The following is a 14,487-nucleotide window of genomic DNA, read 5'->3' on the forward strand; positions in this document are numbered from 1 at the left end:
GCGATGGTCGAAGAAACGCCGATCCGGTCCCGCCTGATCGAATATACCACGGATCAGGATCTGACGGCGGTTTGCCTCACTGATATTCTCGATGACGGGCTGTCGATGGTTTATTCGTTCTTTGATCCCGCAAGCGAGAAACTCTCGCTCGGGACCTACGTTATTCTTGATCACATCGCCATCGCCCGCGAGTTGGGCCTGCCTTACGTTTATCTGGGGTATTGGGTGCCTGGCAGCCCCAAGATGGACTACAAAGCGAAGTACAAGGGTCTTGAGGTGTACCGCGGCGGTGAGTGGACGCCTGTGATGGACCCATCAGCCTACCGCGCCGATATGCACCCGCTCTCGACCGACCCAATCGCCGAACAGGTGGCGCGGATCGACCTGCCGGACGGGCGGAGTTAACCAAAAACTGCACACCCCAACGAAAAAGGGCGGCGCCATCGGCACCGCCCTTTTTTTGATTTTAACCCGGCTTAGTTCAACAGGTTCGGGATAATCGTCACCACACCTGGCACGAACGCCAAGAGCATGAGCGCAAAGACCTGAATACCGATGAACGGCATCACACCCCTATAGATCTGCCCCGTCGTGATGGACTTGGGCGCAACCCCGCGCAGATAGAAGAGCGCAAAGCCAAAGGGCGGCGTCAGGAACGATGTCTGCAAGTTCACCGCGATCATGATCGTGACCCACTTGGGATCAAACGTGCCGCCATAAATCACAGGCCCCACAATCGGGATCACGATGTAGATGATCTCAAGGAAGTCGAGCACGAAGCCCAGCACGAAGAGCACCAGCATCACCAGCAGGAACACGGTCCATTCGTTGTCGAACGAGCGCAGGAATTGCTGGATGTAGTGTTCGCCACCAAACGAGATCAGCACGAGGTTCAAAAGCTGTGAACCGATCAGGATGGTAAAGACCATTGAGGTCACCTTGGCCGTTTCGCGCACAACCGGCGCCAGAACCCCCCCCGCGATCAGGATCCAGCAAGACCAGAGCAAACCGAACATCGCGTAAAGAAAGGCTGCAAAGGCCACCAGATAGGCCAGACGGTTCTCAAACAGGACCACTTCCTGCCCGAGGCGCAAATCGAAGTTGCCGCCTATCACGAGCATGATCAAAATCGCCGCAGCGGTCAGCAGGACGATCCGCCCCGAAAGCCCCTGATCCTTGCGCTTGCGGTAGGCCGCCAGCAGGATCGCACCGCCTGCACCCAAGGCCGCAGCAGGTGTCGGGTTGGTGATACCGCCAAGGATTGACCCAAGCACTGCAACGATCAAAACAAGCGGCGGGAAGACCACGCGCATGATTTCATTGCCAGCCAGATATTTGACCGCATGGCGCAGCCCCAGATAGGTCACGAAAAGCGGGATCGCCAACATCACGGTGGTCGTCCCCGGTGACGTCAAAGGCGTAATCAAGATGATATCGGCAAGAAGGATCAGGCCAACACCCGCCGCCCCCAGCCAGAGCGGGCGATGGTCGGCACTTGGTGCAACACCACGCGCGAGCGCCAGAATAAGGCCCAGTAGTACAGCAAGAACCGCAATACCTGTGCCAATTGGCGCCGCATCTTCGGCCGCCTGTGCAACAGCCGCCGCGCGCTCTTCAGGCGAAAGCTCGCGCGATGCTGTGGCGCCGCCCGCTGCTTCAATCGCCGCCTGCTGCGCGACAGCGGTTTCCCATGCCTCGATCCCGTGCAGTTCGATCATGGAGGCCTGACATTCCTCGCCCACGCGGGTGCGCAGTGATGCGTTTTCGCCGGCGTCAGTAAAGCTGTCCACAAGTACGGATTGCGATCCCACAAGGTTCACCTGCCCCATGCCGATGGTGAGGGCAATAATGCCGGCAGGCACAGCCAGCAGCCATGTCAGGCCTTCGTTGCGCGTAATCACTTCACGGCCTGCGCTCTCGGCAAACTGCACCGCAGGCGCTTTGCTCGGGTTGATCAGCGCAAAGATGAACGCATAGCCCGCATAAAGCGTTGCCAGAAGAACACCGGGCAACAGCGCCGCCTGGAACAACGTCCCCACCGACAAGACAGCGGGTGTACCCAGATAGGTCAAGGCATCCGTACAACCCGCCAGTTGCGCGCGGTTTTCCTGTGCGGCCGAATAGATATCACCGGCCAGCGTTCCCAAAAGAACAATCACAATGGACGGTGGAATGATCTGCCCCAAGGTACCCGACGCGGCGATCACACCGGTGGACAGCTCGGGCGAGTAGCCGTTCTTGAGCATGGTCGGCAGCGCCAGCAGACCCATGGTGACAACAGTCGCACCCACGATGCCTGTGGACGCAGCAAGGAAAGCCCCCACGATCACGATGGACACAGCCAGACCACCCGGCAGCGGGCCAAAGACCTTTGCCATCGAGGTCAGCAATTCATCCGCAATCCGCGAGCGTTCCAGCACGATCCCCATCATCACGAACATCAAAACCGCCAAGAGCGTTTCAATCGACTGGCCCGCAAGCACACGCTCGTTCATGCGGTTGACCATGAAGCCGATGTTGCGGTCCAGTGCCACTTCCCAGCCTTGCGGGAACAACGGCCCCTCGTAACGCGGAAGTTCGGGGTGACTGAAGACCGAGATCGTTTCTTGTCGCACCCCTTCGTTGACCAAGGCGCGGAATTCATCCGAGCCCGTGTCGACCGCGGCATGAATCAACAGCCCAGCACTATCAAGCCCTGCAATGATCGCGAACGAAATTACCGCTGCACCCATGATTGCAAAGGCGACAGGGAAGCCCGAAAGGATCCCTGCAAAGAGCGTCAGAAAAACGATAATGATACCGATTTCGATGCCATCTAATCCGAAAAGCATGTCTTTACCGCCCTAATCTAGTGAATTTTTGCAACAATTTCGGCGGTCGGATCGCCTAGAACGTCTTTATCAAGGTATTTGCCTTCGCTTTCGGGGCCCTCTTTCCACTCAAGATAGGAACGATAGAAGAAAGCGACCGCCTGAAGCATGACCATCAGTGCGAAGGTCACCAACAAGACTTTGAAGAGGAAGTACGCATTGAACCCGTTGGGCGAGAAACCGATGGTTTCGATATTCCACCGCAGCGCGCGCGCTTTGTTTAGCAGGCGATCCAATGATTCAGACGCCGAAGGGTTCGGCACAACAAGGTGCCGCCACATGAAGAACCAGCCATAAAGCCAGATAATGATCGCACCAGGGAGCATAAACACGATCGACCCGAACATGTCGATCACGCGCTTGGTGCGGTAGCTGACGGCGGAATACACCAGATCGACGCGCACGTGGCCGCCCTGCACAAATGTGTAGGCGGCGCAAAGGCAGACGATCATGGCGTTGTAGAATTTCAGTTCTTCGGACCACCAGCTGACGTCTTTGGTGAATGACGCACCAAAGCCCACGCTGATTTGAGAGACTGCAAAGACCCGCTGCATGAAGATGATGACGATCTGCTGGAGCACCATGAGCAAACCTGCCCAAGCCGCGACGCGACCGACGATATTCGCAAAGCTCTCAAGCCCGCGCACATAGCCCCACATGATGCGGTTGTTATAAAGACCGACCGCGGTGAAAACGAGAAACGCCGCCAATGTGACAAAGAAAAACTCGACAGAGGCCCCGTAGTAGATAAAGCGCATCAGCGCTTCTTTCTGCTCGGTCTCCATTGGACCGTTGATCGAAGGCACCCATGACAACCATTGGCCCGGATGAAAGATCGCATAAAAGAAGTTGTAGAACGCCTCAATCAGGTTGGCGAAAAACCACCCGATCGGATTGCCGCCCCATGCTTCGACCAGTCCCATGGTCACTCCCCCGCATTGATGATCGTCATGTGTTGCGTGAAGGGCCCCGCCACTGGCAGGGCCCTACAATAGTGATGTTTTTGGCCGTTATTCGGCCGAAACGGACGCCTTAGAGTGCGTTGAAACGTGCCCGCTGACGCTGGAATTCGTTGTCAGAGATACTTGTCCAACCATAAGTCGCTTCAACAGCGGCTTCCTGGCTTTCGCGGATGCGTACGAAAAGCTCGTCACCCATAAACTCGTCCAGTGCCTCTTTCGAGGCGCGACCGAAGGCATCCCAAACATCATCGGGGAATTGCATGATCTTGGTGCCCTGCGCCTGCAAACGCTGCAATGCGGCGCCGTTGTTGTAGTTGGACTGTGCAAGGCTCCAGTGGTGTGTTGCTGCTGCCGCAGTTTCCGCCATCTGCTGCTGCGCTGGTGTCAGTTCGTTAAAGACGTCGCGGTTGAAGGCCACGTTCAGAACCGAACCTGGCTCGTGGAAACCACCTGTGTAGTAGAACTCACAGACTTCCTGGAAGCCAAGGCGCTCATCCGCGAAGGGACCGATCCACTCGGCACCGTCGATCGCACCCGAGGACAGCGCCTGATAGATTTCGCCGCCCGGAATGTTCTGCACAGAAGCACCTGTGCGACCCAGTGCCAGACCACCGATGCCCGGCATACGGAACCGCAGACCCTGCAGGTCAGCGGCGGAACTGATCTCTTTGTTGAACCAACCGCCCGGCTGGTGACCGGTATCGCCGCACATGAACGACTTGAGGTTGAAGATTTCGCCCAACTCGTCAAGCAGTTCCATACCGCCACCGTGATGGAACCAGCTGATCATTTCGCCGCTGGTTGCACCGAAAGGCACCGATGTCATGAAGTAATAGCCAGGGTGCTGGCCGCCGAAATAGTAGTCAGCCGAGTGATAAATATCAGCCTGTCCCGAGGACACGGCGTCAAACACTTCGAATGCGCCGACCAGTTGGCCTGCTGCGCGCTTTTCGATGGTGACTTCACCGTCTGCCATAGCGTTGAAAAGATCAATGAATTTGACCGCTGCGTCATCAAACACAGCAAATCCGTCAGGCACCGATGTTACCATCGTTAATGTGCGCCTGCCCTGCGCGATCGCGGGTGCTGCCAGTGTCGATGCGGCGACAGCCGAACCACCAATCGCGGTATTCTTTAGAAAGGAACGACGATCCATTTAGTATTCTCCCAGTTGGAACTCTGTCCGGCTCCTCCCAGAGCTCGAACCTATCGTAAGTATCGGCATCCTAACGTCGCTGATTGAAAGTTAAAGCATTACATTCGCCCAAATGGCAAAAATTGTTACTTTTTTTGACCAATCTTTATGCAAATGTGAAAAACAGACCCGCCAGAGTCGGTAAAACTGGCAAAGATGATGCATTTATTGCGCGCAGGCAGCACAGATCGCAACAATATCACGCGCATGCCAAAAGGTGTCGTATCTGCCGGCTCATTATTCCCACCCGTCCCTCACAATGAAAACGCCCGCTGCAATCAAGCAGCGGGCGCTTCCATCTTGGGAGGAGGGAACTTGATTTAGTTTTCGACGGTCGCCTGAATGCTTTCACGCACAATGTTGAACCATTCGCCCGACAGGCGCAGTTGCTCCAGACCTGCATTGATGATCGGCAGGGCTTCATTGGCAAAAGCGTTGTTCTTCGAGACAAAGATGTGTGACGACACGGTTCCGCGCAGCGGCTCCAGTGTTGCAACAGCGTCTACCATACCGGCAGAGCGGATGTCATCTTCGGCAGGCAACGCGTCATAGGTCACGACATCCACCTCACCGTCCTTCAACAACTGGAAGCAGCCATTCTGCGCCACGGTTGTCACGTAGGTGATGTTCGGCTCGACAAGCTGTGCTGCCTCGAGATCAAACATGAACCACGCTTCGGGCCGGCAAATACGCGCACCCATCAAATCGTCAGTGCTTTGTGCATTGGCATATTCACTGCCATTCAGCGTATAGAAATCTACGATAATTTCATAGAACGGGTCAGAGTGGTTGAAGTCGGTGCAGCGATAGGCACTGGCAGGACCAAGGTTTTCAACGCGGCTACAATCGGGACGGAACCAGGGGAAGGCCATATCAACAGCACCGGTCGGCAAAAGGGTTTCAAGGTGTGATCCCCAGTCGTTGATAAAGATGACATCATATTCCTGATCAGGGTTACCCAATTGCATCGACCGCTCGACCATCCGCGTGATCATCCCGCCACCAGGCAGGTCCTCATCGGTAAAGGGCGCATAATCGGTCGCTGTGGCAATGCGCAAGGCACGCGCCGGCGCAGAGGTCACTGGTGCAGGCGCTGTCGAAGCCGCGACAACGGGCGCCGCACTTGTCGGCAATGATCCGTCTGCACAGGGGATCGTGAGAACCTGTCCGACCTCAAGCAGGTTCGGGCTGGCCAGAACATTCGAGTTCGCGTCAAACAGAACCCGGAACCCGCCGCGGACATCAGCAGCGGATGCAATCCCGCTCAAAGTGTCACCGCGCACGACGGTGTAAGTGGAACACTGTTCTTGTGCCTGCGCCTGCCCTGCGGCCAATGTCGTGAACCCTGCCGCAGCTGCAACAGCCATAGCCAAACTCGTGGAAGCTTTATACATTGTGTTTCCTTTCGCAATGAGTGCGCCGCGGCGCAAAAATTCAAACTTGAATAAACCGTGTTTGTCCAAATCGGTTTCCTTGGCGACCACTATCCCGCAGATAAAGGCAAAATGTTGACCAAAACCGGACTAATACAAAGTTTCTTTCTGTTAACTTTCGTACAACCATTGCGCTTTGTTTACCCCCGCTCCCAGAGCTAACAGCGCTAAAACTGCACCATTGTAGCAAATTAAGAAACTGTGCCAGCCCTGCTCCTTTTCCCCATGCGGCGGAAATATGGCTGGGTCTGTAGCATCCCCATTCTTTCATTGGGTCCTTGGACCGGGTGTTCATGGGCCCCTGTTTCGCAACCGCAGCACGCAAAACCTTGCAGCGTCAGCAATGGGCCCCACATTGCAAAGAAGACCAAATACCCATGATCGGAGAAGACATGTCAGAGACCACCGCCTACACCCCGCCAAAAGTCTGGACTTGGGACGCCGAAAGCGGCGGTCAGTTTGCCAATATCAACCGCCCCATCGCGGGGCCGACACATGACAAAGACCTGCCCGTGGGCAAGCACCCGCTGCAACTGCACTCGCTTGCCACGCCAAACGGCGTCAAAGTGACTGTGATGCTTGAAGAGCTTCTTGCCGCAGGCCATGCCGCCGAATATGACGCTTGGCTGATCAACATTCAGGAAGGTGACCAGTTCGGCAGCGGCTTTGTGGATGTAAATCCAAACTCCAAGATCCCTGCCCTGTTCGACAAAGAAACCGGTGTGCGTGTTTTCGAGAGCGGTGCGATCTTGCTGTATCTGGCCGAGAAATACGGGGCATTCCTGCCCAAAGACCTCGCGGAACGTACAGAAACACTCAACTGGCTGTTCTGGCTGCAAGGCTCGGCACCCTATCTTGGCGGCGGCTTTGGCCATTTCTATGCCTATGCGCCCGAAAAATTCGAATACCCCATCAACCGCTTTGCAATGGAGGCCAAGCGCCAGCTGGATGTGCTGAACCAGCGGCTTGAAGACTGTGAATATCTGGGTGGCGACAGCTATTCGATCGCAGATATGGCGACCGCCCCATGGTATGGTGCGCTGGTCAAAGGTCTCGTCTATGATGCAGCCGAATTCCTTGACGTGGCCTCCTATGAACACGTCAACCGCTGGGCAGATGCGGTTATGAACCGTCCCGCCTATCTGCGCGGCAAGATGGTCAACCGCGCATGGGGTGATCCAGCCGAGCAGTTGCGCGAACGCCATGACGCGGCTGATTTCGACACCCGGACATGGGACAAGATCGGCGACGAAAAGAAGTAGCGCGCACGTCTTGAAATCCCCCGCGCGACTGCTTCTCTATGCAACAGCGCGGGAGTTTTCATGCTGACCTACCTCATTCTGGCCTTTGGCCTTGTCGCGCTTTTCGTCGGTGGCGATTTTTTGGTCAAAGGGGCCAGCGGCCTCGCCCTGCGCTTTGGTCTTTCGCCGATGGTGATCGGCCTCACGGTTGTCGGCTTTGGCACGTCGGCGCCGGAACTGCTTGTGTCGTTGAATGCAGCCCTTGGCGGTCAACCCGGTATCGCGATCGGGAATGTCGTAGGCTCCAACATCGCCAATACCCTGCTGATCCTCGGGCTGGCCGCCGTGCTGGCCCCTATCGTTGTCAATTTCAGAACCATCCGGCGCGATCTGGGTTGGATGATTGCAGCCACGCTTGCGCTACCGCTTGTGCTTTGGTCCGGCGAAATAGGACGGACTGAAGGGTTGGTATTGGTCGCAGGTCTTGCGGTGTTTCTGGTCACCAGTCTGCAAAACGGCGGACATATTCCTGATGAAATCACCCCCGCAGGTTCCTTGGGGCGCGGTGTGGTGTTTACGCTGGGCGGGCTTGTCACACTCATGGTCGGCGCCCATTACCTTGTGCAAAGTGCCACCATTATCGCGCGCGATTTCGGCGTGTCCGAGGCGATGATCGGGTTGAGCATCGTAGCTGTCGGCACGTCTTTGCCCGAACTGGCAACCACCGTCACCGCCGTGATCCGCGGACAGCGCGATATTGCGATCGGAAACGTAATCGGGTCCAATATCTTCAATATATTGGGCATTCTGGGCGTAACGGCATTGGCCACGCCAATTCCTGTCGCGGCGCGCTTTGTTGCGGTTGATATCCCGTTCCTGTTGGGACTGACCGCCGTCACCGTCGGGCTTTTGTGGCTGACAGGCAGACTGGGGCGGATCACCGGAACACTCATGCTGATCGCTTACACAGCATATATGTTGTCGACGGCCAATCTCTGACCCTGCAAAACGCCTTTTGAAAGAAAGTTGCAAAAAACCGCTCCGAAACGACATTTTCTCCATTCCGGCGGTTGACCCCCCTTTTCCCGCGCACTAATGTCCGCCCAAGCAAAAGGAACCCCGATGACACACGTCGTACTAATTGTGAGAAACACGCGCATGGGCCGGTAACGGTAAATCCATAACGATCCCATGCGCCCCCGACACACTCGGGGGTTTTTTTGTGACTAAAGAAACCAGATACGCGAAGGACGCGAGACAGATGACAAAGACCATGACGGGCGCAAAAATGGTTGTTCAGGCACTGATTGATCAGGGCGTGGACACAGTCTTTGGATACCCCGGTGGTGCCGTCCTACCAATCTATGACGAGATTTTTCAGCAAAACAGCATCAAACACGTGCTGGTGCGCCATGAACAGGGCGCGGTGCACGCGGCGGAAGGTTATGCCCGTTCCACCGGTAAACCCGGTGTGGCACTGGTCACCTCCGGCCCCGGTGCCACGAACGCCGTGACCGGTCTGACCGATGCGTTGATGGACAGTATTCCGATCATCGTGCTGACAGGTCAGGTGCCGACTTTCATGATCGGCTCTGACGCGTTTCAGGAATGTGATACGGTTGGCATCACACGCCCCTGCACCAAACATAACTGGCTGGTCAAAGAGACCGACAAACTGTCAGCGATCATGCATGAGGCATTCCATATCGCCACCTCTGGCCGCCCCGGCCCTGTTGTGATCGACATCCCCAAGGACGTGCAATTCGCCACCGGCAAATACACCGAGGCGCGTCAGGTCGAGACCCATTATAACCCACAGGTCAAAGGTGACATGGAGATGATCACCGAACTGGCCGAGGCGATGGAAACCGCCAAACGCCCTGTGTTCTATACTGGCGGCGGTGTCATCAACTCGGGTCCTGCGGCCAGCCAACTGCTGCGTGAACTGGTGGCGGAAACCGGTTTCCCGATCACCTCCACGCTGATGGGTCTGGGCTGTTATCCCGCATCCGGCGACAACTGGCTGGGCATGCTGGGCATGCATGGGCTTTATGAGGCCAATATGGCGATGCACGACTGCGATCTGATGATCAACATCGGCGCACGTTTTGACGACCGGATCACCGGGCGGCTTGATGCCTTCAGCCCCGGTTCGACCAAAGCGCATATTGATATCGACGCCTCCTCCATCAACAAGGTCATCAAGGTCGATATCCCTATTTTGGGTGACGTGGCGCACGTGCTCGAAGACCTGCTGAATGTCTGGAAATCCCGCGGTCGCAAGACCAACAAAGAGGCGGTCCAGAAATGGTGGGGTCAGATCAACGAATGGCGCAAGGTGGATTGTCTGAAGTTCGAACAAAAGGGCAAGATCATTAAACCGCAATACGCCCTGTCACGCCTGCAAGAGCTGACCAAGAACCACGACCGCTATATCTGCACCGAAGTGGGCCAGCACCAGATGTGGGCCGCGCAATACCTTGATTTCGAGGATCCGAACCGCTGGATGACATCTGGTGGTCTGGGCACGATGGGCTATGGTTTCCCTGCGTCCATCGGTGTGCAGATGGGCCACCCTGATGCGCTGGTCATCAATGTGGCGGGTGAGGCGTCATGGCTGATGAACATGCAGGAACTGGGTACGGCGATGCAGTACAAACTGCCGGTCAAACAGTTCATCCTGAACAACGAACGTCTGGGCATGGTGCGCCAATGGCAGGAACTGCTGCATGGTGAGCGGTATTCCTCAAGCTGGTCGGAATCGCTGCCTGATTTCGTCAAACTGGCCGAGGCCTTCGGCGCCAAGGGCATCCTCTGTTCCGACCCCGATGATCTGGACGATGCGATCATGGAGATGCTGAACCACGACGGCCCCGTCCTGTTCGACTGTCTGGTGGAAAAGCACGAAAACTGCTTCCCGATGATCCCGTCAGGCAAGCCGCATAACGAGATGCTCTTGGGCGAAAACGCTGATACAGCCAATGCAATCAAAGCTGACGGCGCGGTGATGGTGTAAGCACATCTGTCTGCACGCATTGTGTACGGGGTGTGTACGCCCTGTGTACCGGAAAAATAACGACTAAAGGGACAAACACATGTCACCGCTTAAAATCAAAAAAGGCTCGACCAGCCACTCCGCCTATGACCTGCGGCCCACCTTTTCCGACAAGGAAGAGCGGCACACGCTGGCGGTTCTCGTTGAAAACGAACCGGGGGTTCTATCCCGTGTGATCGGGCTTTTCGCCGGACGCGGCTATAACATCGACAGCCTGACCGTGGCCGAGGTGGACCATCTGGGCCACCGCTCGCGCATTACCATTGTCACCACAGGAACCCCCCAGACCATCGTTCAGATCAAGGCGCAGCTGGGGCGGTTTGTAGATGTGCATAAGGTCAATGACCTGACCGTTGAAGGGCCGTCTGTTGAGCGTGAACTGGCACTCTTCAAAGTGCACGGCACCGGTGAACACCGGATTGAGGCCATTCGTCTGGCCGATATTTTCCGCGCAAGTGTGGTCGATAGCACCCTGGAATCATTTGTTTTTGAGATCACAGGCACGTCGGAAAAAATTGACGCTTTTGCCGAATTGATGCAGCCTTTGGGGCTGACAGAAATCGCACGCACCGGCGTGGCGGCACTCGCGCGCGGCTCCGTCGCCTAAGCGCAATTCCTCGCGCCCGATTGGGGAAAGCGCGAGGAACGCATCAGGCGCAGGATCAGAGGCTGACCCTGCGCCCTGACTTTAGCCTGGCAGCAGACCGGCGGCTACCGCGGCGGCAATCTCGTCCGCGTCCAGCAGGCCATCACCCGATGTATCAAGTGCCGAGAAATCATCTTCGGACATTTCAGGCATCACCGCCTGAATTTCCGGATAGCTGTACATGCCGTCGCCGTTGATATCGATATCAGCGCTTTGGGCAAAGCCGGGAACAGCCAGCGCAGACAAGACGGCAATTGGTGCAATCAGCTTAAGTGTACGTGTCATTTTTTCGTTCTCCTATAAGGACATGAAGAAGGCTTTGCTGCCTTCGCCATCACAATTGGTCGTCTTTGCGCCACCATTCCATAGGGGCGTTGCAAAAGACAGATTTGCAGCGCCGTTGCGCCAAATTCTGTGTCAGTGATGCGCAAAAGCACGCTGACAATCCGGTGCCGCAAACCCACCGGCAATACATCACCTAAGCACGCTGCGCGAAATGGCAATCTTTGGCGCATGGCGGCCCTGTGATGTCGCTGCGGGAAAATCCGCCGTCGCGGTCAGACAGAATCTTTTCGGCGTCCCCGTGCTAGGCTTTGGCCAGCATGAGGATGTGACAGATGGCCCAAGACCTTTCCCCGCAGACATTGGACGCGGTGCAACGCCCGATCGAAACCGCCAATGGGCTGCCGAATGCGCATTACATTGATCCTGCGGTCTTTGAGGTCGAAAAACATGCCGTTCTTTGTGCCAATTGGGCCGGCCTTGCCGTTGCGTCTGACGTGCCCGAAGCGGGCGATGCGAAACCGATGGAATTTCTGGGCATGCCGCTTTTGCTGGTCCGCGACCGTGCGGGTCAGGTCCGCGTCTTCCAGAATATCTGCCGCCATCGTGGCATGATCCTTGTCTCGGAACCTCGCAAGATCGAGGGCGCAATCCGCTGCCCCTATCATTCGTGGTGCTATTCAACCGAAGGCAAACTGGTCTCGACCCCGCATGTGGGCGGGCCCGGTCACAATACCCATGACGCAATCGACAAATCCCTACTGGGCCTGATTGAGGTGCGCAGCCATATCTGGTTTGACACGGTCTTTATCAACATTGACGGCAATGCCGCACCTTTTGAAGAGGTCCACGCCGATCTGATCGCCCGCTGGGCCGCCTTTGACCAGCCAATGTATCACGGCGGAGCGGACAGCACCTTTACCCTTGATGTCAAAACCAACTGGAAACTGGCGGTCGAGAATTACTGTGAGAGCTATCACCTGCCGTGGGTCCACCCCGGCCTGAACAGCTATTCGCGGCTGGAGGATCACTACAACATCAACGAGAAGGGCAAATTCTCGGGGCAAGGGACGCTGGTTTACCGGCAACTGAAAGGTGACGATGGCGCAGTCTTCCCCGATTTTGCGGGGCTTGACGCGCAATGGACCGAAGGCGGTGAATATCTGACCGTCTTTCCCAACGTCCTGCTGGGCGTGCAGCGCGACCATACCTTCGTGATCGTGCTGGAACCTGTCAGCCACGCGCAAACGCGCGAGCATATCCATCTGTACTATGCTGCACCGCAAACCGATGACACCTTGCGCGCAAAGAACGCGGCCCAGTGGAAGGTAGTCTTCGAGGAAGACATTTTCGTGGTCGAAGGCATGCAGAAAGGCCGCTATGCGCCCGGTTTTGATGGTGGCCGGTTCAGCCCCGCGATGGACGGCCCCACCCATTGCTTCCATGACTGGGTGGCGGGCAGGATGGTGGCGCATCTTGCGACCCCATGATGGCGCTTCAAGACCGCTTGCTCGACGCACACGCCCGCGATGATCGCTTGGCGCTTGTTGCGCTTTATACCGAGGCCGCAGATGCAGCAGACAATCTGGATGCCGCCTGTTTTTACCTGACCCAAGCCTATATCTATGCGCTGGAAAAAGGTGATCCTGCCGCAGAGCAACTTTATCGCCGCCTGAAGGCACATCAGCGCGTCTAGCCCCTTGCCCCTGCCCGCCCTTCACCCCAGTCTAGGGGCAAGCAAGACAGGACAAACACATGGCACCGCGCAAGATCATCATCGACACAGACCCCGGACAAGACGACGCGGTGGCAATCCTGCTGGCCTTGGCCTCGCCCGAGGATATTGACGTTTTGGGGATCACGGCGGTAGCGGGCAACGTGCCCTTGCCCCTGACCGAAAAGAACGCGCGGATTGTGTGTGAATTGGCGGGCAAGCCCGAAACAAAGGTCTTTGCGGGCTGCGATGCGCCGATGAAGCGCAAACTGGTCACGGCCGAGCATGTCCACGGCAAGACCGGCCTTGATGGCCCGCAAATGGACGACCCCACGATGCCCTTGCAGGACCAGCACGCGGTGGATTTCATCATCGAGACCCTGCGCCGCGAGCCAAGCGGGACAGTAACGCTCTGTCCCATCGGCCCGCTGACCAATATCGCAACCGCCTTTGAACGCGCGCCCGATATCATTGAACGCGTGCAGGAAATTGTCCTGATGGGCGGTGCCTATTTCGAGGTTGGCAACATCACCCCGACCGCAGAATTCAACATCTATGTCGATCCCGAGGCCGCCAAGATCGTCTTTGGCGCCGGTGCCCCGCTGGTCGTGATGCCGCTGGATGTGACGCATAAGGCGCTGACCACACACAACCGGATTGACGCCTTCCGTTCCATGCACACCAAGGTGGGCGATATGGTTGCCGCCTGGACCGATTTCTTTGAACGGTTCGATATGGAGAAATACGGCTCCGAAGGCGCGCCCCTGCACGACCCCTGCACGATCGCCTATCTGATCGAACCGCAGTTGTTTGAAGGGCGCTTTATCAACGTCGAGATTGAAACCGAAAGCGCGCTCACCCTTGGCATGACCGTGGCCGACTGGTGGCGCGTGACAGACCGCCCCGCCAATGCGCTGTTCATGAAGGATATCGACGCCTCGGGCTTTTACGCATTGCTGGCGGCACGGTTGGCCCGGCTCTGATGCGTATTCCATTTGACAATTCCTACGCGCAATTGCCGCCACAGATGTACACCGCGCAATTGCCGACACCGGTGAAAGCGCCGCAGGTGATCGCGACAAATGCCGC

General features: G+C 56.8%; 12 protein-coding genes and 1 pseudogene. 8 read left to right on the top strand and 5 right to left on the bottom strand.

The genetic code is table 11. From position 1 onward, the window contains the following. Window positions 1–405 (top strand): annotated as a pseudogene (locus VGP75_RS12545) (arginyltransferase); the annotation flags it as partial. A 71-nt stretch (window positions 406–476) separates the two neighbouring features. On the opposite strand, the gene VGP75_RS12550 reads toward VGP75_RS12545, so the two are convergent. The 4 genes from VGP75_RS12550 to VGP75_RS12565 form a co-directional block, all read right to left on the bottom strand. Then, the gene (locus VGP75_RS12550; RefSeq protein WP_327543994.1) at window positions 477–2,831 is read right to left on the bottom strand and encodes a TRAP transporter large permease; all 2,355 of its coding nucleotides are present in this window, start codon (window positions 2,829–2,831) and stop codon (window positions 477–479) included. A gap of 17 nt (window positions 2,832–2,848) precedes the next feature. Then, window positions 2,849–3,793, bottom strand: a complete 945-nt coding sequence (locus tag VGP75_RS12555) for a TRAP transporter small permease subunit (RefSeq protein WP_327543995.1) — start codon at window positions 3,791–3,793, stop codon at window positions 2,849–2,851. A 109-nt stretch (window positions 3,794–3,902) separates the two neighbouring features. Further along, complete coding sequence (locus tag VGP75_RS12560; protein WP_327543996.1) at window positions 3,903–4,988, bottom strand: TRAP transporter substrate-binding protein; 1,086 nt, start codon at window positions 4,986–4,988, stop codon at window positions 3,903–3,905. 359 nt (window positions 4,989–5,347) lie between these two features. Beyond that, the gene (locus VGP75_RS12565; RefSeq protein WP_327543997.1) at window positions 5,348–6,421 is read right to left on the bottom strand and encodes a LysM peptidoglycan-binding domain-containing protein; all 1,074 of its coding nucleotides are present in this window, start codon (window positions 6,419–6,421) and stop codon (window positions 5,348–5,350) included. Between the two features lie 431 nt (window positions 6,422–6,852). Here VGP75_RS12565 and yghU point away from each other — a divergent pair, with 431 nt between their 5' ends. From yghU to ilvN, 4 genes are all read left to right on the top strand, one after another. Further along, the gene (gene yghU, locus VGP75_RS12570; protein WP_327543998.1) at window positions 6,853–7,722 is read left to right on the top strand and encodes a glutathione-dependent disulfide-bond oxidoreductase; all 870 of its coding nucleotides are present in this window, start codon (window positions 6,853–6,855) and stop codon (window positions 7,720–7,722) included. A gap of 60 nt (window positions 7,723–7,782) precedes the next feature. Further along, window positions 7,783–8,700 (top strand): calcium/sodium antiporter, encoded by a 918-nt coding sequence (locus tag VGP75_RS12575; protein ID WP_327543999.1) that lies wholly within the window; start codon window positions 7,783–7,785, stop codon window positions 8,698–8,700. A gap of 262 nt (window positions 8,701–8,962) precedes the next feature. Continuing rightward, entirely contained in the window at window positions 8,963–10,717 is a 1,755-nt protein-coding gene (locus VGP75_RS12580; RefSeq protein WP_327544000.1) for an acetolactate synthase 3 large subunit, read from the top strand. Window positions 10,718–10,796: 79 nt separating this feature from the next. Further along, window positions 10,797–11,363, top strand: a complete 567-nt coding sequence (ilvN, locus tag VGP75_RS12585) for an acetolactate synthase small subunit (protein ID WP_327544001.1) — start codon at window positions 10,797–10,799, stop codon at window positions 11,361–11,363. 81 nt (window positions 11,364–11,444) lie between these two features. Here ilvN and VGP75_RS12590 read toward each other — a convergent pair whose 3' ends face one another. Continuing rightward, on the bottom strand, window positions 11,445–11,687 hold the full coding sequence (locus VGP75_RS12590) for an EF-hand domain-containing protein (protein WP_327544002.1): 243 nt from the start codon (window positions 11,685–11,687) through the stop codon (window positions 11,445–11,447). Between the two features lie 332 nt (window positions 11,688–12,019). On the opposite strand from VGP75_RS12590, the gene VGP75_RS12595 reads away from it, so the two are divergent. From VGP75_RS12595 to VGP75_RS12605, 3 genes are read left to right on the top strand one after another with little or no spacing between them, the layout of a single operon-like run. Beyond that, on the top strand, window positions 12,020–13,174 hold the full coding sequence (locus VGP75_RS12595; RefSeq protein ID WP_327544003.1) for an aromatic ring-hydroxylating oxygenase subunit alpha: 1,155 nt from the start codon (window positions 12,020–12,022) through the stop codon (window positions 13,172–13,174). Beyond that, window positions 13,171–13,380: a hypothetical protein gene (locus VGP75_RS12600; RefSeq protein WP_327544004.1), complete on the top strand. Its 210-nt coding sequence runs from the start codon at window positions 13,171–13,173 to the stop codon at window positions 13,378–13,380. Before VGP75_RS12595 ends, VGP75_RS12600 begins: the two co-directional genes overlap by 4 nt. Before the next feature lie 59 nt (window positions 13,381–13,439). Beyond that, on the top strand, window positions 13,440–14,381 hold the full coding sequence (locus VGP75_RS12605; protein ID WP_327544005.1) for a nucleoside hydrolase: 942 nt from the start codon (window positions 13,440–13,442) through the stop codon (window positions 14,379–14,381). Window positions 14,382–14,487 lie beyond the last annotated feature (106 nt).

The sequence above is a fragment of the Yoonia sp. genome (assembly GCF_036007805.1).
In the GTDB taxonomy this organism is placed as follows: domain Bacteria; phylum Pseudomonadota; class Alphaproteobacteria; order Rhodobacterales; family Rhodobacteraceae; genus Yoonia.

Excerpts from the sequence above, each read along its gene's own strand:
- VGP75_RS12550 (WP_327543994.1), bottom strand. The coding sequence starts at position 2,831 with ATGCTTTTCGGATTAGATGGCATCGAAATCGGTATCATTATCGTTTTT.
- VGP75_RS12555 (WP_327543995.1), bottom strand. The coding sequence starts at position 3,793 with ATGGGACTGGTCGAAGCATGGGGCGGCAATCCGATCGGGTGGTTTTTC.
- VGP75_RS12560 (WP_327543996.1), bottom strand. The coding sequence starts at position 4,988 with ATGGATCGTCGTTCCTTTCTAAAGAATACCGCGATTGGTGGTTCGGCT.
- VGP75_RS12565 (WP_327543997.1), bottom strand. The coding sequence starts at position 6,421 with ATGTATAAAGCTTCCACGAGTTTGGCTATGGCTGTTGCAGCTGCGGCA.
- yghU (WP_327543998.1), top strand. The coding sequence starts at position 6,853 with ATGTCAGAGACCACCGCCTACACCCCGCCAAAAGTCTGGACTTGGGAC.
- VGP75_RS12575 (WP_327543999.1), top strand. The coding sequence starts at position 7,783 with ATGCTGACCTACCTCATTCTGGCCTTTGGCCTTGTCGCGCTTTTCGTC.
- VGP75_RS12580 (WP_327544000.1), top strand. The coding sequence starts at position 8,963 with ATGACAAAGACCATGACGGGCGCAAAAATGGTTGTTCAGGCACTGATT.
- ilvN (WP_327544001.1), top strand. The coding sequence starts at position 10,797 with ATGTCACCGCTTAAAATCAAAAAAGGCTCGACCAGCCACTCCGCCTAT.
- VGP75_RS12590 (WP_327544002.1), bottom strand. The coding sequence starts at position 11,687 with ATGACACGTACACTTAAGCTGATTGCACCAATTGCCGTCTTGTCTGCG.
- VGP75_RS12595 (WP_327544003.1), top strand. The coding sequence starts at position 12,020 with ATGGCCCAAGACCTTTCCCCGCAGACATTGGACGCGGTGCAACGCCCG.
- VGP75_RS12600 (WP_327544004.1), top strand. The coding sequence starts at position 13,171 with ATGATGGCGCTTCAAGACCGCTTGCTCGACGCACACGCCCGCGATGAT.
- VGP75_RS12605 (WP_327544005.1), top strand. The coding sequence starts at position 13,440 with ATGGCACCGCGCAAGATCATCATCGACACAGACCCCGGACAAGACGAC.